General features: G+C 40.3%; 26 protein-coding genes. 9 read left to right on the forward strand and 17 right to left on the reverse strand.

Annotated elements, in window-relative coordinates; all coding sequences use genetic code 11:
• Positions 1 to 33 precede the first annotated feature (33 nt).
• The 6 genes from G399_RS0107970 to cmoA form a co-directional block, all read right to left on the reverse strand.
• Complete coding sequence (locus G399_RS0107970) at positions 34 to 1,818, reverse strand: sugar phosphorylase (RefSeq protein WP_026843573.1); 1,785 nt, start codon at positions 1,816 to 1,818, stop codon at positions 34 to 36.
• A gap of 1 nt (position 1,819) precedes the next feature.
• Positions 1,820 to 3,049, reverse strand: coding sequence for a glycosyltransferase family protein (locus G399_RS0107975; RefSeq protein ID WP_006010917.1), 1,230 nt, complete (start codon positions 3,047 to 3,049; stop codon positions 1,820 to 1,822).
• Between the two features lie 23 nt (positions 3,050 to 3,072).
• Positions 3,073 to 3,945, reverse strand: a complete 873-nt coding sequence (locus G399_RS0107980; protein ID WP_026843574.1) for an HAD-IIB family hydrolase — start codon at positions 3,943 to 3,945, stop codon at positions 3,073 to 3,075.
• Positions 3,935 to 4,843 carry a hypothetical protein gene (locus G399_RS0107985; protein ID WP_006012153.1) on the reverse strand — a complete coding sequence of 303 codons (909 nt, stop codon included), beginning with the start codon at positions 4,841 to 4,843 and terminating at the stop codon, positions 3,935 to 3,937. The genes G399_RS0107980 and G399_RS0107985 overlap by 11 nt, the downstream gene beginning before the upstream one ends.
• Before the next feature lie 283 nt (positions 4,844 to 5,126).
• Positions 5,127 to 6,095 (reverse strand): tRNA 5-methoxyuridine(34)/uridine 5-oxyacetic acid(34) synthase CmoB, encoded by a 969-nt coding sequence (gene cmoB, locus G399_RS0107995; RefSeq protein ID WP_006012148.1) that lies wholly within the window; start codon positions 6,093 to 6,095, stop codon positions 5,127 to 5,129.
• 1 nt (position 6,096) lies between these two features.
• Positions 6,097 to 6,849 carry a carboxy-S-adenosyl-L-methionine synthase CmoA gene (gene cmoA, locus G399_RS0108000; protein ID WP_006012146.1) on the reverse strand — a complete coding sequence of 251 codons (753 nt, stop codon included), beginning with the start codon at positions 6,847 to 6,849 and terminating at the stop codon, positions 6,097 to 6,099.
• 151 nt (positions 6,850 to 7,000) lie between these two features.
• On the opposite strand from cmoA, the gene G399_RS0108005 reads away from it, so the two are divergent.
• Together G399_RS0108005 and add are read left to right on the forward strand one after the other, a co-directional pair.
• A complete protein-coding gene (locus G399_RS0108005) occupies positions 7,001 to 7,636 on the forward strand; it encodes a response regulator transcription factor (protein ID WP_006012143.1) in 636 nt (211 codons plus the stop codon).
• Positions 7,637 to 7,688: 52 nt separating this feature from the next.
• Positions 7,689 to 8,651 (forward strand): adenosine deaminase, encoded by a 963-nt coding sequence (gene add / locus G399_RS0108010; RefSeq protein WP_006012140.1) that lies wholly within the window; start codon positions 7,689 to 7,691, stop codon positions 8,649 to 8,651.
• A 57-nt stretch (positions 8,652 to 8,708) separates the two neighbouring features.
• On the opposite strand, the gene fadE is transcribed toward add, so the two are convergent.
• The 4 genes from fadE to purM all read right to left on the reverse strand — a co-directional run bounded on the left by fadE (position 8,709) and on the right by purM (position 13,708).
• Positions 8,709 to 11,189, reverse strand: coding sequence for an acyl-CoA dehydrogenase FadE (gene fadE, locus G399_RS0108015; RefSeq protein ID WP_006012137.1), 2,481 nt, complete (start codon positions 11,187 to 11,189; stop codon positions 8,709 to 8,711).
• A gap of 125 nt (positions 11,190 to 11,314) precedes the next feature.
• Positions 11,315 to 12,028: a DUF3108 domain-containing protein gene (locus tag G399_RS0108020; RefSeq protein ID WP_148277421.1), complete on the reverse strand. Its 714-nt coding sequence runs from the start codon at positions 12,026 to 12,028 to the stop codon at positions 11,315 to 11,317.
• Entirely contained in the window at positions 12,015 to 12,665 is a 651-nt protein-coding gene (purN, locus tag G399_RS0108025; RefSeq protein WP_006012132.1) for a phosphoribosylglycinamide formyltransferase, read from the reverse strand. Before purN ends, G399_RS0108020 begins: the two co-directional genes overlap by 14 nt.
• Positions 12,665 to 13,708 (reverse strand): phosphoribosylformylglycinamidine cyclo-ligase, encoded by a 1,044-nt coding sequence (gene purM / locus G399_RS0108030; RefSeq protein WP_006012130.1) that lies wholly within the window; start codon positions 13,706 to 13,708, stop codon positions 12,665 to 12,667. Before purM ends, purN begins: the two co-directional genes overlap by 1 nt.
• Positions 13,709 to 13,854: 146 nt before the next feature.
• Between purM and G399_RS0108035 the strand changes: the two genes are divergently transcribed.
• Both G399_RS0108035 and hda read left to right on the forward strand, forming a co-directional pair.
• On the forward strand, positions 13,855 to 14,925 hold the full coding sequence (locus tag G399_RS0108035) for a DUF2066 domain-containing protein (protein WP_226988975.1): 1,071 nt from the start codon (positions 13,855 to 13,857) through the stop codon (positions 14,923 to 14,925).
• A gap of 2 nt (positions 14,926 to 14,927) precedes the next feature.
• Positions 14,928 to 15,629 carry a DnaA regulatory inactivator Hda gene (gene hda / locus G399_RS0108040; RefSeq protein WP_006012126.1) on the forward strand — a complete coding sequence of 234 codons (702 nt, stop codon included), beginning with the start codon at positions 14,928 to 14,930 and terminating at the stop codon, positions 15,627 to 15,629.
• Here hda and G399_RS0108045 read toward each other — a convergent pair whose 3' ends face one another.
• From G399_RS0108045 to G399_RS0108060, 4 genes are read right to left on the reverse strand one after another with little or no spacing between them, the layout of a single operon-like run.
• Positions 15,630 to 17,600: a hypothetical protein gene (locus tag G399_RS0108045; RefSeq protein WP_006012124.1), complete on the reverse strand. Its 1,971-nt coding sequence runs from the start codon at positions 17,598 to 17,600 to the stop codon at positions 15,630 to 15,632.
• Entirely contained in the window at positions 17,593 to 18,045 is a 453-nt protein-coding gene (locus G399_RS0108050; RefSeq protein WP_006012122.1) for a DUF2069 domain-containing protein, read from the reverse strand. Before G399_RS0108050 ends, G399_RS0108045 begins: the two co-directional genes overlap by 8 nt.
• Before the next feature lies 1 nt (position 18,046).
• The gene (gene wrbA / locus G399_RS0108055; RefSeq protein WP_006012120.1) at positions 18,047 to 18,658 is read right to left on the reverse strand and encodes an NAD(P)H:quinone oxidoreductase; all 612 of its coding nucleotides are present in this window, start codon (positions 18,656 to 18,658) and stop codon (positions 18,047 to 18,049) included.
• A gap of 10 nt (positions 18,659 to 18,668) precedes the next feature.
• Positions 18,669 to 19,037, reverse strand: a complete 369-nt coding sequence (locus G399_RS0108060) for an ArsC/Spx/MgsR family protein (protein ID WP_026843577.1) — start codon at positions 19,035 to 19,037, stop codon at positions 18,669 to 18,671.
• A 123-nt stretch (positions 19,038 to 19,160) separates the two neighbouring features.
• Between G399_RS0108060 and G399_RS0108065 the strand changes: the two genes are divergently transcribed.
• Positions 19,161 to 19,628, forward strand: coding sequence for a TlpA family protein disulfide reductase (locus G399_RS0108065; protein ID WP_006012114.1), 468 nt, complete (start codon positions 19,161 to 19,163; stop codon positions 19,626 to 19,628).
• Here the strand turns inward: G399_RS0108065 and bepA are convergent.
• Positions 19,625 to 21,085, reverse strand: a complete 1,461-nt coding sequence (gene bepA, locus G399_RS0108070) for a beta-barrel assembly-enhancing protease (protein WP_026843578.1) — start codon at positions 21,083 to 21,085, stop codon at positions 19,625 to 19,627. The two genes, G399_RS0108065 and bepA, sit on opposite strands and share 4 nt — an antisense overlap.
• A gap of 156 nt (positions 21,086 to 21,241) precedes the next feature.
• On the opposite strand from bepA, the gene G399_RS0108075 reads away from it, so the two are divergent.
• Positions 21,242 to 22,327, forward strand: coding sequence for an AI-2E family transporter (locus G399_RS0108075; RefSeq protein ID WP_006012108.1), 1,086 nt, complete (start codon positions 21,242 to 21,244; stop codon positions 22,325 to 22,327).
• A 52-nt stretch (positions 22,328 to 22,379) separates the two neighbouring features.
• On the opposite strand, the gene bcp is transcribed toward G399_RS0108075, so the two are convergent.
• Entirely contained in the window at positions 22,380 to 22,841 is a 462-nt protein-coding gene (gene bcp / locus G399_RS0108080) for a thioredoxin-dependent thiol peroxidase (protein WP_006012105.1), read from the reverse strand.
• The gene (locus G399_RS0108085; protein WP_006012101.1) at positions 22,819 to 23,379 is read right to left on the reverse strand and encodes a glycine cleavage system transcriptional repressor; all 561 of its coding nucleotides are present in this window, start codon (positions 23,377 to 23,379) and stop codon (positions 22,819 to 22,821) included. Before G399_RS0108085 ends, bcp begins: the two co-directional genes overlap by 23 nt.
• A 182-nt stretch (positions 23,380 to 23,561) precedes the next feature.
• Here G399_RS0108085 and dapA point away from each other — a divergent pair, with 182 nt between their 5' ends.
• From dapA to purC, 3 genes are read left to right on the forward strand one after another with little or no spacing between them, the layout of a single operon-like run.
• Positions 23,562 to 24,440: a 4-hydroxy-tetrahydrodipicolinate synthase gene (gene dapA, locus G399_RS0108090; protein ID WP_006012095.1), complete on the forward strand. Its 879-nt coding sequence runs from the start codon at positions 23,562 to 23,564 to the stop codon at positions 24,438 to 24,440.
• An 11-nt stretch (positions 24,441 to 24,451) separates the two neighbouring features.
• On the forward strand, positions 24,452 to 25,552 hold the full coding sequence (bamC, locus tag G399_RS0108095) for an outer membrane protein assembly factor BamC (RefSeq protein ID WP_006012093.1): 1,101 nt from the start codon (positions 24,452 to 24,454) through the stop codon (positions 25,550 to 25,552).
• A gap of 17 nt (positions 25,553 to 25,569) precedes the next feature.
• On the forward strand, positions 25,570 to 26,286 hold the full coding sequence (gene purC, locus G399_RS0108100; protein WP_006012090.1) for a phosphoribosylaminoimidazolesuccinocarboxamide synthase: 717 nt from the start codon (positions 25,570 to 25,572) through the stop codon (positions 26,284 to 26,286).
• The last annotated feature ends 33 nt before the right edge of the window (positions 26,287 to 26,319 follow it).

Here is a 26,319-nt window from a genome sequence, read left to right on the forward strand (position 1 = left end):
TAACTGTTAGCTTACAGACGCAAGCCACTGGCGTCAGCCTGTGGCTTTGTTTGATATCCACATTGTTTGATAAGGGGCAAGGCATAGCTGTTCAATAGCATGGTTTATTGGCTGTTTGGCGATCAGGTCATGCCACAAATTATTTTCAATCAGGTTAATATCTGATAATCGTACCTCTTGTGTCTCATCAGTAATATTCGACAAGCAAAATATACTTTGCTGACGGTCGATACTCTGCCTCCAGTAGCCAAATATACCAGTGCCCAGTTGCAACGTAAATTGGGTTGCATTTGGATGAAATGCAGGTTGAGAACGTCGAATTCTGATCAACATAGACAAACCAGATAACACCTTAGCATGAGTACTTTTTGGGTTATCTAACTCTGCTATCAGCTTTTCAAAATCCCAACGGTGACGATTGATACAACGATTTTGACCTGTATTTTTTACTTTATCTTCATCATTTGGTGTACCCAATAATGAATGAATATAAATTCCAGGAATACCTTCGAGCCCAAGCATCATTGCATGTGCGCAAATAAAGCGCGGTAGTTGATATTGGTCCGGCCCTTTTGTTGTTCCTTTGAGTGCGTCGATCAAAGCAATATTCATTTCATATGGCTTGTGCTGACCATTCTCTGTTTTTCTCCAAGAAACTTTACCACCAAAACGTTGCATGCAATTTGCAAAATCAGTGATCTCCTGATCATTCAACAAACCTTCAGCGGGACGTAAACCAACACCATCATGAGAGGCTATGAAATTAAAATACGTTGTACCATTTTGTGCTGGCGGCATGCTCATCATCCAACTTTTTAGATAACTACAATCACCCGTTACCAATGTATTTATTAGCAATGGCGGCAATGAAAAATTATAAATGGCATGAGCTTCGTTGGCATTACCGAAATAAGTCAGGTTTTCTCTATTTGGAATGTTGGTTTCAGTAATAATAATGGTTTCTGGCGCGGTATGTTCAATCAGCGTTCTTAAGAGGCGAACAACTTCGTGTGTTTCCAGTAAATTAATACTTGGGCTACCGGTAACTTTCCATAAAAATGCGATTGCGTCCAAACGAAAAACGGTTGTGCCTTTATCCAAATACAAACGAATAATATCAACGAAGGCAATCAAAACACTTGGATTTCTAAAATCAAAATCCACTTGGTCATGACTAAACGTACACCACACGTGCTTTGCGCCGTTTGGGGTATCAACTTCTTTTAATAGCTCTGATGTTCTTGGTCTGACTACCATGCTTACATCGTCAGTGGGTGAAGCTATAAAAAAGTAGTCGCTGCCAATTCCTTCTTGTTTGCTGAAATTTTCAAACCATTGACTTCGTGCCGAGCAATGGTTGATAACGACGTCTGTCATGAGTCCATATTCTTTCGAAATAGCTTCTATATCGTCCCAGTCACCTAAACTTTGATTCACTATCGAGTAGTCAATAATAGAAAAACCATCATCAGAACTATACGGAAAATACGGCAATATGTGCACGTGGCTAATAATCGAGGCAAAGTAGTCGTTAATAAAGCGTAAAAGTGTTTTTAATGGTTTTTGACTAAAGCCAAAATCAACACCTTTGGTATTTTCTACAATGCTATCACCATAGGTAATCATAATGACGTCTGACTCATCCCAACGGTTTTTATGCGGCGTTGGGTAGTGGCAATCATCCTTACCCGTAACGCCTATACTTATCTGTAATTTGGCTACCAGTAATTCTATTTCAGATGGGCTCAAGATATCTTGATAAATAACTTCTAAGTGGTGTTTAAGTTTTGCCGTAAATTGAAGAAAGTGATCTGCCATTTTATTGTCCTTGGCTAAATTCTTGAAAGTCTTCTTCGACTGCTCTTTTGAGACATTCTAAAACATCTGGTTTGGCACTGACGACACGGTTCCAACTTGGAATAAAGGGGGTTTCCATTGGGTTTTCTAAAAAGCTTTGTCCCGCTTTCATAATGTTGTGGGCGAACATTTCTACCGCTTTTTCTTCATTATGAATATCCAGTTTCAAGCCATTCATAACAGCATCATTGTGATAGGTTTCAATAAAATCTAAGGCAATTCTAAAATACGTTGCTTTTATGGTTCTAAATGTCTCGGTACTAAACGTGGTGCCTTGCGTCGCTAATTTTCTAAATAAGGCTTTAGTGATATCAATCGACATTTTAGATAAGCCACCTTGCTCATTATTTAATGACAGGTCTTGGTGTTTATGATCATATGTTTTTGCAATATCAGCTTGGCAGAGCCTGTTATGCGAATAGTTTCTGTGCATTTCAGATAAAACGCCAATTTCTAAGCCCCAATCACTCGGAATTCTAATGTCATTGAGAACGTCTCGTCTAAATGAAAACTCGCCTGCTAATGGGTAACGAAAGCTATCCATAAATTCTAAGTAATCATTGTGCCCTAACGTCATCTTAAGCGCTCGCAAAAGAGGCGTAACTAATAATCGTGAAACCCGACCATTTATTTTTCCGTTAGCAACTCGTGCGTAAAACCCTTTGCAAAACTCATAGTTAAAGTGTGGATTTGCAACTGGGTAAATAAGTCTTGCAAGCAAAGAACGGTCATAGGTTAAAATATCACAATCGTGCAGAGCGACACTTTCCACCTTTCCGGATGCAAGTATATAGCCCATGCAATACCAAACATTTCTGCCTTTCCCTAATTCCTTTGGTGCCAAGCCGAGTTCTTGTAATTCTGCGTCGAGTGCCTTCAGCCTCGGTCCGTCATTCCACAATATTCGATGGTGTTGCGGCAGCGTGGAGAAAAAGTTGAGGGCACATTTGTACTCTTCTAAGTTAGCACGATCAAGACCGATAACTATTTCAGACAAATAGGGGACTTTTTTAATGTGTTCTATTGTGGCTGGGAGCGCTTGCCCTTCTAGTTCGGAAAATAATGAAGGAAGGATTAATCCTAATGGGCGTTGCTTAGAAAACTCACTTAACTCGGCTTCCAGATCTTCAATCGAACGATCTTCTAAGTTGTGTAACGTGGTTACAATGCCATTTTGATAAAAATCAGCCACATGTAGCTCCTTAAGTTGTTTTATCAGTTTTTTTTGCTTGAACTAAAAAATACTGATTCAGGGATAAGCTGATCAAGTATTTCTGTCCAACCTTTTGGACCCAGTTTATTGCTAGTATATAATTTAAGGGTTCGTTCTAATTCGGGGGGCTTGTGTACGGGAGACGCAATTCTGACTGCGGTATCGGCAATCTCTAACATCGAAACGTCGTTTTTACCATCACCCAAAGCAATCGTGCTTATCGTAACACCCTTGTGTTGACGCTGATATTCTCTGAGTAACCAAGCCAATGCAATGCCTTTGCTACAATCACCACCAATGTGCAAAAAACGCCCACCTTTGACTGGATGCGCACCAATGCGACGCAACATGAGGATAAATTTCTCCAACTCGTCCTCACTGCCTTTCCACAGCAATGGTTCGCCAAATTGGCGTTGCGATGAGAGTAGGGCATCTTCTTCTGTAAGCCCCGTTAACTCGACAATTCGTTCAAGCGTCATATCCACAAATGATTCAAAAAGATGACCATATTCAGGAGCAATCTTTTTAATCAAGCCTAACCAGTAATTGCGTTTCGAACTAAATGATTTTACCCAAAAACCATCTTGCCAAACTGCGCCTCTGGGCTTTTCTGGTAGGAAATTTTTATTGATAAAAATAGCGGCACCATTTTCAACGATAAAAGGGCCATTTAAATTTAACCTCTTGCGCAGCTCCAGTAGTTCAGCAAAGGTTTTGCTGGTATTTGGAATAATTGGAATTCCATGACCTATCAGCCTTTCCATGCAAACCTTGGCGTCTTCGTGTTCATAGCTATAATGGTCTAGGAGTGTGCCGTCGAGATCTGTAAAAATCAGGACTTGCCGGTTGTATTTTCTAATTAATTCACTTTGCATTATGTCTACTTTTCGTAATGTTTCTTTCTTTGTCTAACTCGAATATAAAATCAGCATAGTTACCCAATGTATATAAAGTATGTTCAGTTAACCTTTGATAATATTGAATAAATGTAAGAATTTCTGCATCACTCATTATATGTGATGCATTACCAACACGCAGTTTCAATTTTTCCTCTTGTTCTCGCCGCCACGCATAGACCGCATCAAAACTTGGGGCTTTCAAAAACACCCAACAGCTCATGTATGCATAGAGCGGGGCGTAAGTTGTTGCTAGCGCAGAATTGACGTACTGGCGCCAAGTACCATCATGATCATATTTAGATTCAAATTCATTAACTGCTTGCGGTAATGCGTCGTTTTCTTGTGCTTGTGTTCCCCAGCACCAACCTTCCATGATGACGATATCAACAGGAGATCCTACTTTTTGCCATTTATCGATGGCCGCGCGGTCGTCAATTGATTTGTCAAAAGTGGGAATATTGGTGGCGTTACCTTGGGCTAATGAATGAAAAACCGCAGATATCAATTTAGTATCATGCGTGCCGGGTACACCTCTCGTTGCTAGCAGCGGATGTACAGTTTGCGCCAAGTTTACGCGTTCAGCTTTGGTATAATAGAAGTCATCGAGAGATAGAACAATCGACTTTTTTCCGTAATACTGATTAAATAAATGACTCATTAAGCCACTTAGCGTTGATTTACCGGAACCCTGGCAACCATTAACCCCAATAAAGTAAGGACTACTTTTGGCAGCTTGCAAATGATTTGATTTATTTTGGTGCAATTGAATTGAATCGCACAGTGGATTGAACCACTTTAGTGCATCATCGAGATAAGCCATCGGGAGCTTTTCTTTAACGATGTATTGTTCAATCAATGTTGTTAATTCTTGCATTAAAGCCTTATATAGCAAAGAGTGAAGCGCATTGCATTGATAATAAACGATGACAATGATGAGTCAGATATTATCTTGTTCGCCACTTAATGGCTGTATCAAGATAGCAGACGAGTACCAATATATTGACACTTTATTCAAAGACTATGCCAATCAAAAATTATTGCAATCAAATAAAGACGTTTTCTACGTGTTGATTATTATTTGATCATTTAGGCAGTTTTGCCTGTTTTAGGAGGAGATTTGATTTTGTTATTTTGACTCACTTATTGCTATATTATCATTATTTTTTTGTCGCAATAAAAACGGCTCGTTTAGGAGCGGGATAACCCTCTACTGTAAGTGAGGAGTTGTGGGGGTCTAAAAAATCAACCAATGAATGATTTGTCATCCATTGGGTTGCTCTTTGTTCTTCAATAGAGGTTATGTTTTCCTCCACTTTTCTAATATCCACAAACCCAACTCTTACAAGCCATTGCGTCAGTGCATCACAACTGGGCAAGAACCAGACGTTACGCATCTGTGCGTAGCGTTCACCAGGCATTAATACCGAGCTTTCATCGCCATCAATAACGATGGTTTCCAGAATCAATTGACCACCACTAGCTAATTGATTTTTCAACTGATATAAAAATCCAATGGGGTCACGACGGTGATATAGCACTCCCATAGAAAAAACCGCATCAAATGCATGCAATGCAGGCATATCCTCGATACCCTGAGGGATGAAATGTACCTTGTGTTGTGGTAAATATTTTTTGAAAATCTGAAATTGATAGAAAAAAAGATCGGTGGGATCGATTCCAACAACGAGCTTTGCATCTTCACCTAACATTCTAAATAAATGATAACCACTGCCACACCCTACATCAAGTACTGTTTTGTTTGCTAACGGTGCAATGTGAGGTAAAACACGGTCCCATTTCCAATCCGAGCGCCATTCAGTGTCAATATCAATACCAAAGAGCCGGAATGGGCCTTTTCGCCATGGCATAAATTGCTTTAAGACTGATTCGATATGCGCTAATTGCCCGTTTCCAAGAGTACCATCTTGCGTCAAACAAACTTGCGTCTTTAAATCAATTTCGGCTGGGCTAATGCAAGGCAGTTGCTGTAGTTGTTTTTGCCACTTTTTTGTATCGCCATGATCCGCGCTTTTCTCCCAGTTGTCTAGTTGAGGAATAAGCGTTGCAATCCAGTTTTCCAAATTTGTGCCGATTAAATCAGAATAAAAAGCCGATTTCCAATCCATATTACTGTCCTTTAATAGCAAAAAATGAAACGAAGTTAAGTTGTTGATACCAAATGCTAACAGCTTCAAAGCCTGTTTTTAGCAGTCTTTTTTGGTGTAGCGAATATTCATCAAGGATCATAACATTTTCAAGCGCGGTGCGTTTCTGACTTATCTCTAAGTCACTATAACCATTCTCTCTTTTAAAATCATGATGCAGATCGACTATGGCAGAATCCATGACTTCATGACTTAACTTTATTTTTTCAGATAAGATGAGAACACCACCGGGAATGAGCGCATCAAATAGCTTTATCATTAAAGCATCTCTGCGCTTTGGTTGAATAAATTGCAGAGTAAAGTTCATTACAATGACTGACGCGTTGTTTAAGTCGAAGTCGACTATGTCGGCTTCTTTGATGTGAATGGGGTTAGCATAGGTGTAGGAATCAACATGTCGTTGACAACGTTCAACCATTGCAGAGCTGTTATCAACGCCAATAATTTGTATGTCATGCTGCTGATTATGTTTTGCAATTGATAAACTAACAGCGCCAAGAGAACAGCCTAAATCGTAGACGTTGGATTTAGGAACGGTAAATTTGGCTGCTAATCTGCCAACCCCATCAATAATTTTCGCGTAACCTGGAATCGATCTTTCAATCATATCAGGGAAAACATCAACCACTTGTCGATTGAAGCTGAAATCGTCCACTTTATTTTGTGGATTTTGGTATATCTTATCGGGTGATGCTTTTTTTTCGTATTCTGACATTATTTTTGAAACTTATATTTAGATTGGCAGCAATAAAGCTATGGGATGTTTTACCTTGCTCTGATAATATAAACGCTTAGGCGTAGCGAAGTATATAAAAATCACCGTTGCTATAAAATAATAATCATAAATAAATAGGCTGATTACAACTATGCACAAGTTTTTGATTGCAGATGACCATCCTTTGTTTCGTGATGCTCTAAAAGGCGCATTATCAAGCTGTTTCCCAGATGTCACCTTTTTAGAATCAGACTCGCTTATTTCAACTATTGAGGTTTTGCGCAAAAATCGCAAAGTTTCTATTGTTATTTTAGATTTGAATATGCCTGGTTGTGATAATTTTTACGGCTTACTTCGTGTAAAGGAAGTATTCCCAATGATCCCTATCGTGGTGCTTTCTGCCAGTGATTCGGTAGAAACTGTCTCGCAAGTTATGGCATTTGGTGCAGATGGTTTTATTCCCAAAACGACTGCAACGCCGATGATTAAAGACGCAATACTGGCTATTTTGAAAGGTGGAAAGTGGTTGCCACCAGGAATGGAGACGGCATTACTAGACGTTGATAGCGACGCCAAAGATATCGCCGTAAAATTAAAGGAACTAACGCCTAAGCAGTTCCAAGTCTTGAAACTTTTAAAAGATGGCTTAATGAACAAACAGATTGCAGATAAACTTAACGTTACCGAAGCGACAATTAAAGCCCATATAGGCGTTATTTTTAAGAAGCTAGAGGTAAAAACCAGAACACAAATAGTGCTGGCTGTAGAAAAGCTGCAACTAGATTAAGCGGGTTCCGTTAATCAATATATTCGCACAATAAATTAATTGAGGCTAAGAAGTGTACGATAAAAGCTTACCCTTAGTTGATTTGCATCGCCATCTTGATGGTAATATACCGCCGAAACTCATTTGGCAACTAGCCCATGAGCACTCAATTGACTTGCCTGCGACGTCTGAATCTGAATTGGCTGAGCTTGTTTTTATAAAGGACAAGACGAGTGACTTATTGTCTTTTTTACAGAAATTGGATTATGGCGTATCCGTTTTAGCAACTCCTGAAGCTTGTTATAAAGTCGCTTATGAAAATGTACTTATGGCAAAAACTGAAGGCATCGATTATGCCGAATTTCGATTTTCTCCCTTTTTTATGGCTAACGCTTTTGGTTTACCGTTAAGTGCCGTAGTCGAAGCGGTTGTTGAGGGCGTAAAGGCAGGTAATGCTGAGCATAAAACCCAATATCAATTAATCGGTATTCTTAGTCGTACGTTTGGGGTGGAAGCATGCCACCGTGAACTCGCTTCTATTTTGTCATATGCAGACAATATTATTGCACTGGACTTGGCCGGAGACGAGTTTAATTACCCAGCTCATTTGTTCGTTGAGCATTTCAAAATAGCTAGAAACGCGGGTCTGCAAGTTACCGTGCACGCGGGCGAATCTGGGGGGCCGCAAAGTGTATGGGATGCTATTAACCTGCTTGGCGCAAAAAGAGTAGGGCATGGAGTCGCAGTTGCACAGGATCGCAAATTACTTGATTTTATGCTTACAAACGACATTGGTATCGAAAGTTGCTTAACGTCCAACTACCAAACAGGTACGTGGATTGATACTAAAAACCATCCTATAAAAACATTTCTGGAAAGTGGCGTATCCGTCAGTTTGAATACTGATGACCCAGGTATATCTAATATAGATATTAAACATGAATATAGTATTGCTAGTAATACAGTTAACTTGAGCCTAAAACAGATAAAGCAGATACAGTTAAATGGCCAAAATCAACGCTTTTTAAAAGCATAAAAAAAGGACCTCAAATTATCTGAGATCCTTTAACTACTTATCCACCAAGCTAGCTGCTTAGGCAACTTCGGACGACTTGGTCGTCTTGCGCTTAGTCGCAGGCTTTTTTACATTCTTACTCGTTGACATTAATAACTCTTGGTTGTCAAAGTCATCGACATTTATAGTTCTTAATCGGCCCGCTTCAGCCTCTTTCATTAGTTCCGCTTCATCAGTAGTGATGATACCTTCTTTGAGAGCTCGCTCGGCAAGCTTGTCGAGATTGGTCATCGGTAACTTCTTACCTAATTTTTTGCATATCTTGTCAAAAATAGGTTCGCATTTAACCATATTAACTAAAGTCTTTTCTAAGTCGCCTAGCAAATTACCATCTTCTTGAGTTAGATATTGACCATAGCCTAATCTGTCTCTGGTTGAATTTGGATGTTGCAAAATGTGTGCAATTTTGTGTTCAAGTTTATCTGAGGGCGCACTATAACGTTTCCCAAATGGCAACACCAATACGCGCATTGCAGCACCGATAGCTGGGTTTGGAAAGTTTCTCAAGAAATTATCAAGCGCTTCCTCTAACTTCGATAAACAATCTTGCATCGCCCAATGTACGAAAGGCAAATCGTCATGATTACGACCTTGCTCGTCAAAACGCTTCATTACTGCGGAACCAAGATATAAGTAACTTAAAATATCACCAAGGCGAGCTGATAATCTTTCTCTTCTTTTCAGTGAACCACCTAGTACGCCCATCGAGATATCTGTCAATAAAGCTAAGTTTGCGCTATAGCCTTGCATGCTTCTGTAGTATTTTGCAGTTTCGTCTTTAAATGGTGCTGAACTTAAGCGACCACCAGTTAAGCTAAACCAAATCGAGCGGAACGTATTACTAACAGCAAAACGAATGTGACCAAACACCGCATCATCAAACGCTTCTAGTTGTTCTTCTCGGTCTTTCATTTGCGAGGCATAGATTTCTTTTAAGACGTAGGGGTGACAGCGCATAGCGCCTTGGCCAAAAATCATCATATTTCTGGTTAGGATGTTGGCACCCTCAACGGTAATCGAAATGGGCACACCTTGATACGCTCTACCTAAGTAGTTATTTGGGCCTAAACAAATACCCTTACCGCCATGCACGTCCATGGAGTCGTTAACTACTTGACGCATTCTCTCAGTTAAATGGTATTTACAAATAGCAGAAATAACTGAGGGTTTATGACCTAAATCGACGCCCGCCGTTGATAAAGAGGTGACGGCATCCATTAAATAGGCGTTACCACCAATGCGTCCTAACATCTCTTCAACACCTTCCATTTGCCCTATAGGCATGCGGAATTGACGGCGAATTCGAGAATAAGCTCCGGTTGCTAAAGCAAGTGATTTTGCACCGCCTGCTGCAGAGGATGGCAACGTAATACAACGACCTACCGATAGACATTCCATCAGCATGCGCCAACCTTTGCCAGCCATGCTTTGGCCACCAATAATGTAACTCAGTGGCACAAAAATATTTTCTCCACGAACAGGCCCATTATGAAATGGTACATTCAGTGGGAAGTGACGACGGCCGCAATCTAAGCCTTTTGTTTCTCTTGGAATTAATGCACAAGTAATGCCTATGTCTTTGGTATCACCAAGCAATCCATCTGGATCCTGCAGTTTAAACGCCAAACCGATAACAGTAGCGACCGGCGCTAAGGTAATATAGCGCTTTGAGAAAGTCAGACGCATACCCAGCACTTCTTTGCCTTCAAACTCGCCTTTGCAAACAACACCGAAGTCAGGAATAGAACCAGCATCGGAGCCAGCCTCTGGACCTGTAAGTGCAAAACACGGAATTTCGTCACCAACCGCTAAACGCGGCAAATAGTAATCTTGTTGTTCTATTGTGCCATAGTGTTGGAGTAATTCACCAGGGCCAAGAGAGTTTGGTACGCCGACGGTGCTGGATAATACCGCGCTGACACCTGCTAATTTCTGCAAAACTCTTGATTGCGCGTAAGCAGAGAAAGCTAATCCGCCGTACTCCTTCTTGATAATCATGGCAAAGAATTTTTTGTCTTTTAAGTATTGCCAAATTTCATCCGACATATCAGCGTCAACATGATTTATCTGCCATTCATCAGCCATGCGACTGACTACTTCACATGGGCCATCTATAAATGCCTGTTCATCAGGAGTAAGTCGTGGCTGTGAGATGGCGTGAAATTTCTGCCAATCTGGTTTGCCACTAAATATATCGCCGTCCCACCAGACAGTGCCAGCATCGATAGCTTCTTGTTCTGTGGTTGACATTTCAGGCATGACACTTTTATAAAATGCCAATAGCTTTGTGGTGATGTAATCTTTGCGAAATGGCGCATAGGCCAGAGGTGTAACAACGATGGCAAATACAATCCAGCCAATAATTCCTATGCCTCCGGCGACGGTACCAATGACCATTGCAACGCTGATCGCGATAAGTGTTGTTTGTGACGATGTTTGTTTATAGGCTGTGACACCATAAACACCTAATAATATAAGTAACCATAATAATTCGTTCATGTATGCTCCCGCAGGTCTGACCAGATTGCTAACGGTATTACTTGATGAGTCAAAGATCAAGTAATTTAGCGTTAAAAAGGATATTTGTCCTAAACTCTAATTACGTAGTATACAGCAAAAAGGAACTAATTTTTTTGGTATGTTTTTAAACGAATATCACCTTGCTCTTCATCATCTTTGAATTGTTGCAGGCGTACTAGGACATAATCGAGGGTGGGGGCGAACCAAGCATAAGTTTGCCTTCTGCTGCTATCACGGTTTACTGTTACCTTTATTGCTTCAACGTTACCATAGGGAAGCGTTAATATTTCTTTTTCAAGTACTTCAATTTTGTAAATCCGCTTTTGACCGCGATAGTTAAGAAATTTGTATTCAAAGTGTGTTTTTTCTTGCGCTAACTGCCTTGATATATCGATACGAAATAATTGGTTATCAAATTCGCCATCCCATTTTATGTTGTCTTGTTCTTGTAGGATGATAGTTTCTGTGTTGGCGTCGAACTTAGCGTTTAAGGATTTATTTGGACCGGTTCCCCTGCGCTTAAAATTGTACGTGATGGGCGTAATCTTGCCATTGATAAAGGAGAAGGTGGTTGTTTCATAACGTTTATCAGAAAGAAAGAAGCGTGACACTTTCGAAGAATATTTGAGTTCGTAGAGGTCAGCACTAGTTTGCTTTAAACTAAGTTCAGCGCTGCCGATGTTTCTTGCATGACGATACGCTTCATAATGAGCGACAAAAGGAGAAGGTAATTCGATAACATCTTTTGCAAAACTAACACTGCAGAACAGTGCAAGCAAAACAACGCTAATTCCCTTCAACAATTTAGTCGCTCGCATATCCACACTCCGGTAATTCTTGTCCATCAAAAAACGCTTTCTTATTATTTAGCGCTATTCTCCCATTACACAACCAATTAACCACGAGTGGATAAATTTTATGTTCTTGTACTAATACACGCGAAGCTAGATCGTCAACGGTGTCGTTTTCGAACACAGGAACCTTTGCCTGCAAAACAACAGGACCACCATCTAGTTCTGGAGTCACAAAGTGCACAGAGGTGCCATGCTCACTGTCTTCGTTGTCTATTGCACGTTGGTGAGTTCGTAAGCCTGTGTACTTCGGCAACAAAGAGGGGTGAATGTTCAATAATCTTCCCAAATACTTTGCAACAAATGCGTCACTAAGGATCCGCATAAAACCTGCCAGTACAATAATATCAGGCTTTGCTGAGTCAATCTCTTGTGACAATGCGATATCAAAAGAATCTCTATCATGAAATGTTTTATGGTCAATACAGGTCGATGGAATATTTGCTTGTGCCGCCATTTCTAACGCATGTGCGCTCTGTACATTGGATATTAATTTTACCACTGAACCATTGATAGCCTGCGTCATACAAGAATCAATAATAGCCCGTGCATTTGAGCCATTGCCTGATACGAGAATGACTATACGCTTTTGACTATTAGCCATTATGAGTTTATTACCACTTGTTCTTGACCCGCAGTTAATAAATGGACCTCACCAATAACCCATGCGTTTTCTCCCAAATCGTTGAAGGCTTTTGTGATTATCTCTGCATCTTCTGACTCGACAGCTAATATCAAACCAACACCGCAGTTAAAGGTACGATACATTTCGTGAGTTGTTACGTTTCCTTTGTTTTGTAAAAGAGTGAATATTTGCGGCCACTGCCAACTTTTGCCGTTAACTACTGCTTGCATGTCTGATGGCAATACTCGCGGTATGTTTTCCCAGAATCCGCCACCCGTTATGTGCGATATTGCGTTGACATTGTATTTTTCTAAAATAGCCAAAACTGATTTAACATAAATTCTGGTTGGTTCAAGTAAATGCTCGCTCACTGTCTTACCATCCAAATCAGTATTTAAATCCATCTTACTGACTTCAATAATTTTACGTATTAATGAATAACCATTAGAGTGAGGTCCAGACGATGCTAAGGCTATCAATTTATTACCGGCAGCAACTTTGGAACCATCGATAACCTTTTCTGCCTCAACTACGCCAACACAAAATCCAGCGACATCGTAATCCTCACCTTCATACATTCCAGGCATTTCAGCTGTCTCACCACCAATTAAAGCACAGCCAGCTAAAAGGCAACCTTCTCCAATTCCGGTGACCACTGTTGCAGCGGTATCAACATGCAACTTACCAGTTGCATAATAATCTAGGAAGAAGAGTGGTTCAGCGCCTTGAACAATAAGGTCGTTAACGCACATTGCAACTAGGTCGATACCAATGCCATCATGTTTATTTTGGTCCATTGCTAAACGCAGTTTAGTGCCAACGCCATCGGTACCTGAAACTAACAGGGGATGTTTATATTTTGTAGGGATAGAACACAAAGCACCAAAGCCACCTAAACCGCCTTTCACTTCTGGACGATGGGTTTTCTTGCTTACAGACTTGATTCTTTCAACTAATTGATTCCCTGCATCAATATCTACACCCGCATCTTTATAACTTAGGGGTTTTGTTTGCTCAGTCACGCGCTTTGCTCCGAAAATTTTTAAGGCAGAATTTTAACAGCTCAATGAACGAAAAGGTATAAAAAACGACTAAGAATAAATATCGGATGCAAAAAAGGCCAAAATATCTGACAATAGCGGTTGACCGTTATAAGGATCCACTAGTTTTGAATAAATTGCTTGCCATCTTCGTGCTTACTTTGTGCTTGGTTACGTCAATGCGTTCCCACGGCACGCCCATTGAACACTTGAATAAAGGACAAATCATTGTCACTGATCAATCAAATTTGACGCAAAAGAAAGCGGGCGAACGCGCATTTCAACAGGTTGTTGTTAAGTTAAGTGGTGACGTTGCGGTGCTTGAAAATCTTCAAGTAAAACGCGCTGCGACAAATTTTGAACAATATTTGGTCGCAAGTAAGTTTATTCAAGAAGGTGATAAATTACTATACCAAGCAGATTTTAATGAACAAAAATTGGTCGATCTGTTGCGTTCAGAAAGTCTTAAGGTTTGGGGTAAGCGTAGGCCATTAGGCTTATTTTGGTTAGCGATCGAAGATGATGTTAGCAAAGACAAAACTCTTGTTACGCAATCTAGCACCAGTAAATACATAGACATTATTCATCAAGCTACCTATGACAGAGGAGTTGAATTGCTAATGCCAATTGGTGATTTAACTGATTCGATGAATATCAATGCGCTGGATGTTTGGGGCTTGTTTTCGTCATCCATATTCAATAAGTCGACTCGTTATGGCACTAATTATGTCATTGGTGCAAGAGTCGGTGTTGTATTCGATGATTTTAGTGCCCGTGAAAAACTACAACTTTCGTACTTTATAACTAACGGCCAAACGATTCAAACAAATGCAATCGTTGGAGATAGTATTGCCGCGCTGATTGGTGAGTTTGTTAATGAGTACGCAACGTATTTAGCCAATCTATATTCGATAGAGGCCAGCGAAAGTGGCCAAATTTATTCGTTGACCTTGAATATTGCAAACGTAAACACGCTCGTCAAATACAGAACAGTGCTAGAAATATTATCTTCACTAACAGTAACCCAAACCGTTGAATTGAGTGCTCAATCAAAAGACGTGGCGAGTTTTACATTGGCATCCAATGTTCCTCTCCAGCGCTTAAAAATAATTTTGAAGCTTGAGCAAAACCTGCGAGAGCCCGAATATCAGCGCCTATATCCTGGCGTTGTCATTGACTATGAATGGCGGGGTAAATAGGCTTGCAATTAAGTCTACCCGTTTCACTGCCGGATGATGAGACCTTCGATTCTTTCCTTGAAGTTGACAACGAATTTGCTGCTTCGTACTTGAAGGCGTTTTGTGATCACGGCAACAATAGCAACAAATCATTGTGTTATTTATTTGGGGCTTCGGGAGTAGGCAAGTCACACTTGTTATTTGCTTGTTGCCATCAAGCTACTCTGAATGGGCTGCAAACCGTTTATCTCAATATGCTTGAATTGAAGGAAATGCCAACCCAAGTTATCAGTGATATTGCTGATTATGATGTCATCTGTATTGATAATTTACATGAAATTGCTGGCCACCAAACTTGGGAAAGAACCCTATTTGATTTAATTAACCAAGCCGTAGAACGAAGTCATCAACCTAGGCTCATTATGGCTGCGAATGCGTCACCCTTAGTTGTTGGCTTTCAATTACCTGATTTAATTTCACGACTTACATGGGGTGCTGTTTTTCAGCTTGCATCACGTTCAGATAAATCGCTTTGCGATATTATTCAATTCAGAATAGAGCACCGAGGATTAGAAGCCAGCGAAGACTGTATTAAGTTTCTGTTAACAAGGGTCGATAGAGAACTTAGCAATCTGATGTTAATTGTCGATGAATTAGACAAAAAATCTTTACAAGCGAAGCGCAAGCTTACGATCCCCTTCATTAAGCAAGCACTTAACTTGTAGTTAGTCTTTGTTGGGTAATGTTGGCCTTCCAATGTGTCTATTCGTTTCATCAATAATGGATGTTATCTCCAAACGATAGGGGACTTGAATTGCATTCTGGCTTTGTACGTTTTCACGTAAATCAACATTATCAAACCAACTCACGTTTGAACGCAATTGTGTGGAGGCGGGCAGTCCGGCTTGCAATGCAGCTATGTTTCCCAGTTCAGGTAAAATATTTTCTACCGTAAATCGCGTCCTTGCCTGAATAGTCGAGTGATTGAAACGGTCTCTTTGGCCCCAGGTAACTAAAAAATTAGCATTGTTTTGCGTGTTTACGATGCCAATATCAGCGGACGCGTTCAATCTATACTGCATCATGAAACGCTCAAATAATGTTGCAAAGTCTTCTCTTTCATTTAAATATGAATAATAAGAAGAGGCTATATCGGGAGTGAAAAATGCTTCAATATCGCCGGCGACATAGGTCTTTTGTGACGCATTCGCTGTTTCACCTGCAAAACTAACTTGCGCTAATCCTTTCATTTGCGCCGAGTTGAGAGGGAAGCCATTAATCATTAAGTCGGAGTTTGTACCATTGTTTCTAAAAAAGCTGAGGGGATCGTCTGAGTTTGACAAGCCCGCCCAAACATCATTCGGGAAAAAGTCATTCGCATGACCTAATTCGTGGTACATCAACCAAGAAATATCGGCTTCCAATGCATCAAATGTTCTGCTGTCTCTGGCCGCAGAAGAGAAATTTGCACCAGGCATATAAGGGGCGTTATCTTTCACATAGCGCCACAATACTCTAAATTGTAAATCACTACCAAATCCACTTCTAAAGTCGGGTACTTCATTTAGTGTGTCTCTTTCTTCTGGTATTACCCAAAAGTTTCGAGCATCTAAATAAATCGCGCCAGTGGCAGCCCAATAAAACGAAGGGCGCACATCATAAGAAATAACAACAGCGGTAACACCCCGTAATAGTTTTAACATATCTGGGCCCGCTGCGGATTGCTCGAGATACTGCGTAAATCGTTGTCCCATCCAATCATGTGATACCAGCGTTCTATCGAGGATGTCGGCAATCGTTGGATCAGTAGACTGTTGACCAATTAGAGGTAGCGTGCCAAAAGTACAAGTACTATTTAGCGAATTGGTATATATGCACGATTCAATCGCAGCTTTATAAGGCGAGTCAGTCTTAAAAGAAAATACGTCTTCACTGGTAATAATATTACTGTTTGGGAAATAGGCCGCATCAACTATTTGTGTATCATTAATCGTAACAATGCTTTTATCAATTGCGCTGCTGCCATCTGAAAATATGACTGTGGTTTCAAATTGAACAATCTGATCGCTGTCTACCGCTGGAGCATTAAAAAACGCTCTATTATCCTGAGTTTGCAAATCTAAAACCGATGGGCCTGCTACCTGCTTCCAAACGATAGTAGCGTTATTTATATCGTTGTTGAATGAGTCGACGCGAAGTGACACTTTGCCTCGTTCTGTTACCGTATGATCAAGCCGCAGGTTTGCCACTGTTAAGGCGCTTTGCTGCACTGCAAACTGGTGCGTAATTTGCTGAGTTCCAGTATTGGTAGTAACGTCAGCTTGCAAAGTATAATTACCTGCTTGCAGCGCATCAAAACCGATGGTTTGAGAATTAGTTGCCAAAACGATTAATTCTGGACCGCTCATTTGCTGCCAATTGACATCTGTTATTTGACTATTATCATTGGTGGTAAGGGCAAAGCCATATGAACCATTAGTGATAAATTCGCTATCGCCATACAGCTCAATATTACCAAAGGTCATGATGGGATCAATTGTGCCCACGCTGTCAGTGATAACAATCGGTGGCAACTCTGCACGACCGCTAGTTTCGCCGTCATTTGAAGAACCACCGCATGCAGTTAAATAAAATGAACAACAAAAAACAGTGGCCAAAGTAAAAATACTTTTATTAGTAAAATATTGATTACTCATTTGACTCGCCCTCATATAGGTCTTTTTCGTCATCCATTACGCTTTTTAGCTTTGGTAAACCAGTGCCTAACTCTTGGCCGCGTAAGCGAGCAAAGCTACTACATCCTGCAAACATACCAATCGCGAGAACCAGTTCGATGCTTGCATAGATTATTTGTGTAGGTTCAGCATATATAACCGTAATCGAATGTAAAAAATAAAACAACACAATAAAACTAGCCCAAGCATGGGTGTATGGTGAGCCTTGAATAATTCCCGGCAACGGCAGTAATAAAGGAATAATGTAGATAAGAATTATAAAGCCAACTGAGTAATCAGACGTCGTTGGCAAAAAGAAATACCAGGTAATCATCCACCCAATTAGCCCAACATGAGAGTACAAAGCGAGGTATCTCAGCGTTTTAACAAGATTGCTCATTGGGACGGTTGTTTTAGTTTTGCTCATATTAAATTCCTGAATTCATCTTTAACTTTTTAGCAATAGTGGCAAGGCGCTTGCCCTGGGCAATGGCTATTTCTTGCTCTTCATGACTTAGTTTTGTTTTATTAGGTAAAGCAACTGCAGAAGCGCCATAAGGAGTGCCACCTGAAGTCGTTTTATGCAACTCTCCAACAGAATAGGGAACACCAATATACACCATGCCATGGTGAATTAAAGGCATCATCATACTAATTAGCGTTGTCTCCTGACCACCATGCAAACTTGAGCTAGATGTAAAAGTGCAGGCAGGTTTGTCGATCAAACTTCCTTTTAGCCATAATCCAGAGGTTGTATCCCAAAAGAATTTCATTGCGCCAGACATATTTCCAAAGTGAGTTGGGCTGCCAAGTGCTAATCCATCGCAATTGGCTAGATCGTGTAACGTAACGTAAGGCGCGCCACTTGCTGGAACCGCTGAAACCGTGGTATCAATATTATTACTAACATCGGGTACCGTTCTCAACAAAGCCTCAACACCCTCGGATTCGATACCCTTTACTATCGAATCGGCTAATTTTTTTGTTAATCCGTGTTTGCTGTAATACAACACGAGTACTTGGCATAATGCACTGTTCATTATTTATCTTCTATCCCTTTAGTTGAAGTCCGACTAATTCTTTGATGTTTTCTAGTGGGCGACCAATAGCCGCATGTTTGCCGTTAGTGAGAATAGGGCGCTCTAATAGTTTTGGAAACAACATTATGGCTTCAATAATGTCGCTATTAGATGACGTTAGTGTTAATCCTGATCCTGCAAATTCTGATCCCTTGGTTCTGACCATATCAAGGGCACTGAGGAAACCTAAGGCTTGCAACAGGTTTGAAATTTCATTCGTCTCAAAGGGAACGCTTAGGTACTCTTTGATGTCTATCTGAATATTATTTTCAGTTAAAAAGGCCAAGCCATGTCTGCTTTTGGTACACCTAGGATTATGATAGTAAACGTAATTAGCCATTATTATTGTCTCTATTGATTCTTTATTAACATTTAGTGTATTACTATATACTAAAAATTATCATGAACAGTCTAACTAACCCTGTATTATCTTATCGGGTTCAAATCGAGCAAGGAGTGGCGAGTGAAAAAAATTCTGTTATATCTGGTTGTTGGTATTGGCTCTCTCACGCTAGGTGTTAGCTATCAATTAAGCAACAGATACGATTTCACTACCCTTGACGGTTCAACCTATCGATTCGAAGAATTACAAGGTAAGTGGGTTGTGATTAACTATTTTGCTGAATGGTGCGCGCCTTGTTTGCGTGAAATCCCAGAACTAAACGAGTTCAAAGCGTTAACTGATGGAAAACAAAATGCCGTTCTATTCGGCGTAAGTTACGATGCAATGCAGGATCATGAACTCTCTTTACTGGCAAAAAAATACAACATTGAATTTCCACTGATTAACAATGTTAAAACTGTTTTACCCTTTGAAACACCAAAATACTTACCGGCAACTTACCTTATTCGACCCGACGGCACATTAGCTGGACAGCTTCTAGGTGAGCAAAATAGTAAAAGTCTCAAACAAGCAATTGCAAACGACTAGAGTCTCTCTAGTGTTTCCATTTCATTTCTAAATTGTTCTATTCTTGCTTTTATTCGTTGTTTCTCTAAAAAGTCCATGCCGGTTTCATTATAGGCAAACTGAAGTTCGTCAATGGCCTTAGGATAGGCAAGTAGCAATCCAAATCGTTCTGCGCTCGCTCGGTACATCTGTCTCTTTTGGCCAGTAGCAATGTATGCGTCAATCAATAATGAATAAGACAAGAATTGCTCTGGGTCAACCAACAACAGATCGCGCAATATTTGTATTGCTTGTGGATACTGTTCTGCTTTTATCATTGCGTTGGCTAAATTTAGCGCCAGAACCTGGTTTTGTGGTTTGAAGCGCCACAGTGGGGTTAGCATTTCTACCGCCGCTTCAGGATTCTGTTGAGCTATCAATACGTCCGTCATGGCATCTAGGTAAAATAAATTTTCGGTATCATTACTCAACAATTCAGTCAAAATTTGTGCCGCAGATGCATACTGTTCGCTTTCAAAATAGGACAAGGCTAAGCCATACATTGCTGCCTCACGAAATATATATTTTTTTTCTTGTACCTGATAACCAAAATAGTTGATGTTGCGAAGTGGGTTACCCTCGTATCGGGCAATAATTCTGGATTTAACTAAATGAAAATTCAAGCTTTCTGGTACGTTACGAGTGCCGTAAGTTGCTGCTCTAGCTCGTGTCTCTGAAATTCGATTCTCTGGCACAGGGTGGGTCCGTAAAAACTCTAACTGATTGCTTTGACCACGAGATTGTTGGGCTAATTTTGAAAAAAACGCAGGAGCACCCGCTGGATCAAAACCCGCTCTGGCTAACATCGAAATACCAATATTATCTGCTTCTTGTTCCATACTTCTTGTGTAATTAATTCGACTTTGCGCTGCGCCGGCATTTCCTGCGCTGATCGCGGCTATACCTGCCTCGGGGTTAGCCATTGCCAATAAAATACCACCAATAAGTGATGCGATTTGCAACGGCGCGCCGCGTTTTTGAGCCTGACTAGCACGGGCAAGGTGTCGTTGTGTTACGTGCGCTACCTCGTGTGCGAATACAGAAGCAAGTTCACTTTCTGAGCCAGCTTGAGTGATCAAGCCGGAGTGAATACCGATGTGACCACCGAAAAATGCAAACGCATTAATAGTAGGGTTGTTAAGCATGAAAAAGGAAAAAGGAAATTTCGCATTATCAGCTTCAATAACTAACCTATTTCCTAGATCTTGAATATATTCGTTAATGACGGGATCATGTATAATCGGCGCCTGGCCCCTTAATTGACGCATCATAGCATCGCCAATCAATAATTCCTTATCAATTGTTAGTGTGTCAGACGCTACTACACCAATCTCCGGTAACTGATTTTTGTTGCTATCGATAGATTGTGTATTGCCTATAATAGGGATCAGGAAGCAAGTGAAGGCGATAAATGCTTTCTTTGGAAGATTCATACTCATGTGTCGTTTTAATTGCCCATAACGTAAGTAGTAGTATATACGATCCATAGACCGCGATAGCACAAGATAGTTTCACTTTTTCTGGTTTTAAGTCGAAACTAGGTTTACCATAATTGTAATTAAGCAAAAAATCAAAAAGAAGGATATAGTCACAGTATGTTTGGCGTTTTCGATCGTTGGTATCAACGCAAGTTTTCAGACCCTAACGCAATGATGTTATTGATGTTAATCATCGTTACTGCCGTTATTTTGCTTGTATGGGGTGGGATTTTATTGCCTGTCATTGTGTCTGCCATTATTGCCTATTTATTAGACTGGCCGGTGACGCACTTGCATAAGCGCGGTATAAATAGAACGCTCGCGACTTCTATAACACTGATTATCTTTATTCTTATCAGTATTCTGATGTTAATTGGAATAGTGCCCATTATTAGCAAACAGAGCATCAATCTTGTTCAAGAAATGCCCTTGATATGGGATTCAGCACAAAAATGGCTCGCGAGTTTGCCTCGTAAGTATCCGGATTTAATTGAAGTTGATTACATTAAAAACGCGATGGCTAGCTTAAATCAGCGAATAGTTGGAATAGGTCAGCAGGTAATTAGTATTTCGGTTAGTTCAATTGGTAATTTAGCTGCTTTGTTGATCTACATGATATTGGTACCGCTAATGGTCTTTTTCATGTTGAAGGACAAAGAATTATTTCTTAAGAGTATTTCCAGAGTGCTACCGAACGAGCGTCGCCTAATCAGCCAGGTTGGTGAGGAAATGAACTTGCAGATAGCAAATTACATTCGAGGCAAGGTAATCGAAATTCTCATTGTCGGCGGTTTAACATCCGCAGCTTTTGCGTTTATGGATCTGCGTTATTCCTTGCTGCTCGGAGTGTTGGTTGGATTTTCGGTATTGATACCTTATATAGGCGCTGCGGTAGTGACTATCCCGGTCGCTATTGTGGGTTTATTTCAATTTGGGGTGGGGCCTGAGTTTTGGTATCTAATGCTTGTGTATACCATTATTCAGGCATTAGATGGTAACGTAATCGTACCGGTGCTGTTCTCCGAAGCAGTCAGTCTGCATCCGCTCTACATCATTATTGCTGTGCTGGTGTTTGGCGGGATGTGGGGATTCTGGGGCGTGTTTTTTGCTATTCCTTTAGCCACCCTAGTGAAAGCTGTTATTGCTGCCTGGTCGTCGCCCGTTGAGGCCGACTCAGGCCCTGAGCTAATTGAAACTAAATAGTAGAACAAAAAAAGACGATCATTTCAGATCGTCTTTTTTCTTGACGCCGATGTTAAACTAACAAGTCTAAAACAACTTGATGATGTTCTTTGGTTTTAAACTTATCAAGCACATGATTAATAACACCATTTTCATCTATTAGGAAGCTGAGGCGGTGTATTCCATCATATTCTTTGCCCATGAATTTTTTCAGGCCCCATACACCAAAGGCATCAGCAACAGCATGGTCCTCGTCACTTAGTAGCGTGAAGTTTAATGATTCTTTTTCAATAAACTTAGGCAAACGTTTTACTGCGTCTGGACTAATACCAAGCACAACAACATTTTTATTATCTAAATTGTTTTTTATATCGCGCAAGCCTTGAGCTTGGATCGTACACCCAGGCGTCATCGCTTTTGGATAAAAATAAACTAATATTTTTTTACCCGCAAAATCGGCTAAAGAAACAGCGTCATCAGATTGGTTTTGTAGCGTAAATTGCGGTGCTTTATCACCAGCTTTCAATGTGTTCATTTTCTTCCTTAATTTCATTATGTGTTACTTTGCCAGACAGGCCCAATTTACACATGAGTTGTTTTATTTCTTCATCAAAATTAACTAAATCTAATTCTTTGGTCGCACTGAGTACCATTTTACATTTTACATTTTCGACGTTCGTTGTCTTATCAATAAAGGTTCGTTGTCTAAATGCACTAACAGATACTTGGCGTTCAGCAAGAAAACCAGTGACTCGCGTAATTATTCCTTTGGCATCTTCTCCAGAAAATTCCAAATTAATAAGTTGCTCTAAATTCTGTTTTGCGTGTCCACTCGTGCGTTTTATCATTGAGAGCAGATCATACTTCATGCACAAGCTCGACAGCTGCACTTCCAATTTAGTAATTGCTGATTGGGTACCCTCAACAATCATGGAAAGCGAAAAGTCGGTACCGTAAATAACATGACGACTGTCGAGAATGTTGCAGCATTTATCATGCACACACGCGCTAATCTCACTTAAAATACCTAACTTGTCGGCACCTAAAATATTCACAATAATCTGTTGATTCATACTAATTTTGTACTTGTAGATGGGGAACCGGATATTAGCACAAGTAAAAATTGAGGAACATTGTTAGTCAAAATATGTTGTCACATAAAATATCAGAAAAAAATGTATTGCCAATAGGCTTTATGTGCTTGTGTTTATTGCTTGTGAACACTAACATGGCGGGCAGATTTAAAGGGGGAATAATGTTCAAAGGAAGTTATGTCGCGTTAGTTACACCTATGTTGCCAAATGGCCGCGTAGACGTTACTAGTTTGAAAAGGTTGGTTGAGTTTCATATAGACAATGGTACGCATGGTATTGTTGCGGTAGGGACAACCGGCGAATCAGCAACCTTGCCATTTAAAGAACATATTGACGTGGTTAAATTGATTATTGAGTTTGTCGATAAAAAGATACCTGTGATGGCAGGGAGCGGCGCGAACTCTACGTCAGAAGCTATATTCTTAAGTGAACAAATGTGTGGTTTAGGGGTCGATGGATTTTTAAGCGTCGTTCCTTACTATAACAAACCTCAACAGGCAGGCATGGTTGCGCACTTTAACGCAATTGCGGACGCGACAGATATTCCCTTAATGTTATACAATGTGCCTGGACGAACGGTAGCTGACATGTTGCCAGAAACCGTTGCTGAGTTATCAAAGCACAAGAACATTGTTGGTATTAAAGATGCGACCGGCGATTTATCGAGGTTAGAGCAAACCAAATCGTTAGTCGCTGAAGATTTTTTATTTTTCAGTGGTGATGACGACTCTGGTTGCAACTTTATGTGTCAGGGTGGCGATGGCGTCATATCGGTAACCGCCAATATAGTGCCAAAAGCAATGGCATCCATGTGCGAAGCCGCGCTGCAAGGCGACGTGCAATTATCGCAGCAATTAAATAATCAAATAATCGAGTTACATCGGATTTTGTTTGTTGAACCAAATCCGGTTATGCCAAAGTGGGCATTATATAAAATGGGTCTTATCGATGATGCTTTTTTGCGACTTCCAATGGTTCTGCCTGAACTTAACAGTCAAAAAGCAATCGAAGAGACTCTTAGTGCGTTGAATTTAATTTAGTTAGGTTTTTAATGAAATATAAAGCGGTAGGTTTAAGTCTCGTTGCATTCGCCATAGTTGGCTGTGCGGGCAAGGCAGAGCGTGAATTAGCATCAGGTAGTTATAAATACTTGGAAGCGGCACAACATAAGACAATGGATGTTCCTGAAGATTTAGATTCTCCGAATTATTCTCAACGATACATATTGCCCGAGTTAGGTGAGAACGCGCCAACCGATCTAAAAGGTAAAAAATTAAAGATCATCCCACCGACATTAATATTGCCATTGGTGACCGGAACGCATGTAGAGGAAGGTTCAGGGAGCGCTAAAGTTCTGTTTGACCAAGTTGATGATAGCGAACCTTTACAAAAAACGGTTTGGGACACCGTACTAACTTATTTGGAGAAAAGTAACGTTGGCGTTGAAAAATTCGATAAAGACAACAACATATTAGTTACCAACTGGGTAACCGAAGTGCGCGAAGTCCCTACTAGTTGGTACGACTTTACTGATAATTTTATATCTGTGAATAAAAAATTCAAATTTACTATGGAGTTAGCTCCACACGGGCGCACAGCATCACTCAAAACCGAACTGGTTGATTATGTAGATGAGAATGGTCAATCCGTAATAGAACAGGTTGATTTGATCAGTAAACGTACCGACGAATCAAATTTCCTGAATAGCGTTATTATTGAATATGATTTTGGTATTCGCCTTGCGAACACGCAACGGATAGCAACAATCCGTCAAGGTTTCAATAGTGAAATGGGCTTTAACTCGAATGGCGACCCTGCATTTATGGTTGATGCCGTTTATGAAAACACATGGCCGCGGTTATTACTTGTTTTACGTAAAATGGGCTTTGACGTTAAAGATTTAGACCAATCAACGGGTCTGTTGTTTGTGCAATATAATGGTGTTGAAAGTTCTTGGTGGTCAGGTTTATTGGGCAGTAAAGATGAACTTGATATTGAAAAAGATGAGTACCGCTTGAAGCTAGAAGGGATAGGTGAGAAAACCGCGGTTACCTTCATGGATGATGAGAGTAAGCCCTTTGACGCGAAACAAGCAGTAAAAATATTTGCACCATTTAAAGATTATATGGGCAATGAAGATCTAGATATTTAGGCTTAGGGGCTCTTTCCATGCAAAAACGAGATGAATTGTATCGCGGCAAGGCAAAAACTGTTTTTTTAACTGACGATACTGACAAGTTAGTATTGTATTTTAGAAATGATACGTCGGCTTTCGACGGTGAAAAAATTGAGCAACTTGAGCGTAAAGGCGAAGTAAACAATAAATTCAATCACTTTATCATGCAAAAACTCGAAGCAGCCGGCATAAAAACGCAAGTTGAGTCTTTGCTGTCAGACACTGAATGTGTTGTAAAAAAATTGACTATGATACCGGTCGAATGCGTTGTTAGAAATATTGCAGCAGGTTCAATGGTACGCCGTCTTGGTATAGAAGAAGGGCTTGTTTTAGATCCCCCCACATTTGAGTTTTTCCTGAAAAATGATGCTTTGCACGATCCAATGGTAAATGATTATCATATCACCGCTTTTGGATGGGCAACTCAAGAGCAAATAGATGAAATGAAACGTCTTACCTTTGCTGTCAATGATGTATTGAAACCATTATTTGAAGAAGGTGGTATGTTGCTTGTTGACTATAAACTGGAGTTTGGTTTGAGCAACGGCGAACTTATTTTAGGTGATGAATTTACGCCAGATGGTTGCCGACTTTGGGATAAAGAAACTCGCAAAAAGTTAGACAAAGACAGATTTAGACAAGGTTTAGGTTCAGTCGTTGAGTCATATATTGAAGTGGCGAAAAGGATTGGTCTCGACCTCAACTTTTAGATACTTATTTAATTGAAAATACTATTTTAAGAG

Source organism: Brumicola pallidula DSM 14239 = ACAM 615 (genome assembly GCF_000428905.1).
GTDB classification, from domain to species: Bacteria; Pseudomonadota; Gammaproteobacteria; order Enterobacterales; family Alteromonadaceae; genus Glaciecola; species Glaciecola pallidula.

Excerpts from the sequence above, each read along its gene's own strand:
- G399_RS0107970 (WP_026843573.1), bottom strand. The coding sequence starts at position 1,818 with ATGGCAGATCACTTTCTTCAATTTACGGCAAAACTTAAACACCACTTA.
- G399_RS0107980 (WP_026843574.1), bottom strand. The coding sequence starts at position 3,945 with ATGCAAAGTGAATTAATTAGAAAATACAACCGGCAAGTCCTGATTTTT.
- G399_RS0107985 (WP_006012153.1), bottom strand. The coding sequence starts at position 4,843 with ATGCAAGAATTAACAACATTGATTGAACAATACATCGTTAAAGAAAAG.
- cmoB (WP_006012148.1), bottom strand. The coding sequence starts at position 6,095 with ATGGATTGGAAATCGGCTTTTTATTCTGATTTAATCGGCACAAATTTG.
- cmoA (WP_006012146.1), bottom strand. The coding sequence starts at position 6,849 with ATGTCAGAATACGAAAAAAAAGCATCACCCGATAAGATATACCAAAAT.
- G399_RS0108005 (WP_006012143.1), top strand. The coding sequence starts at position 7,001 with ATGCACAAGTTTTTGATTGCAGATGACCATCCTTTGTTTCGTGATGCT.
- fadE (WP_006012137.1), bottom strand. The coding sequence starts at position 11,189 with ATGAACGAATTATTATGGTTACTTATATTATTAGGTGTTTATGGTGTC.
- G399_RS0108020 (WP_148277421.1), bottom strand. The coding sequence starts at position 12,028 with ATGCGAGCGACTAAATTGTTGAAGGGAATTAGCGTTGTTTTGCTTGCA.
- purN (WP_006012132.1), bottom strand. The coding sequence starts at position 12,665 with ATGGCTAATAGTCAAAAGCGTATAGTCATTCTCGTATCAGGCAATGGC.
- G399_RS0108045 (WP_006012124.1), bottom strand. The coding sequence starts at position 17,600 with ATGAGTAATCAATATTTTACTAATAAAAGTATTTTTACTTTGGCCACT.
- G399_RS0108050 (WP_006012122.1), bottom strand. The coding sequence starts at position 18,045 with ATGAGCAAAACTAAAACAACCGTCCCAATGAGCAATCTTGTTAAAACG.
- wrbA (WP_006012120.1), bottom strand. The coding sequence starts at position 18,658 with ATGAACAGTGCATTATGCCAAGTACTCGTGTTGTATTACAGCAAACAC.
- G399_RS0108060 (WP_026843577.1), bottom strand. The coding sequence starts at position 19,037 with ATGGCTAATTACGTTTACTATCATAATCCTAGGTGTACCAAAAGCAGA.
- bepA (WP_026843578.1), bottom strand. The coding sequence starts at position 21,085 with ATGAGTATGAATCTTCCAAAGAAAGCATTTATCGCCTTCACTTGCTTC.
- G399_RS0108075 (WP_006012108.1), top strand. The coding sequence starts at position 21,242 with ATGTTTGGCGTTTTCGATCGTTGGTATCAACGCAAGTTTTCAGACCCT.
- bcp (WP_006012105.1), bottom strand. The coding sequence starts at position 22,841 with ATGAACACATTGAAAGCTGGTGATAAAGCACCGCAATTTACGCTACAA.
- G399_RS0108085 (WP_006012101.1), bottom strand. The coding sequence starts at position 23,379 with ATGAATCAACAGATTATTGTGAATATTTTAGGTGCCGACAAGTTAGGT.
- dapA (WP_006012095.1), top strand. The coding sequence starts at position 23,562 with ATGTTCAAAGGAAGTTATGTCGCGTTAGTTACACCTATGTTGCCAAAT.
- bamC (WP_006012093.1), top strand. The coding sequence starts at position 24,452 with ATGAAATATAAAGCGGTAGGTTTAAGTCTCGTTGCATTCGCCATAGTT.
- purC (WP_006012090.1), top strand. The coding sequence starts at position 25,570 with ATGCAAAAACGAGATGAATTGTATCGCGGCAAGGCAAAAACTGTTTTT.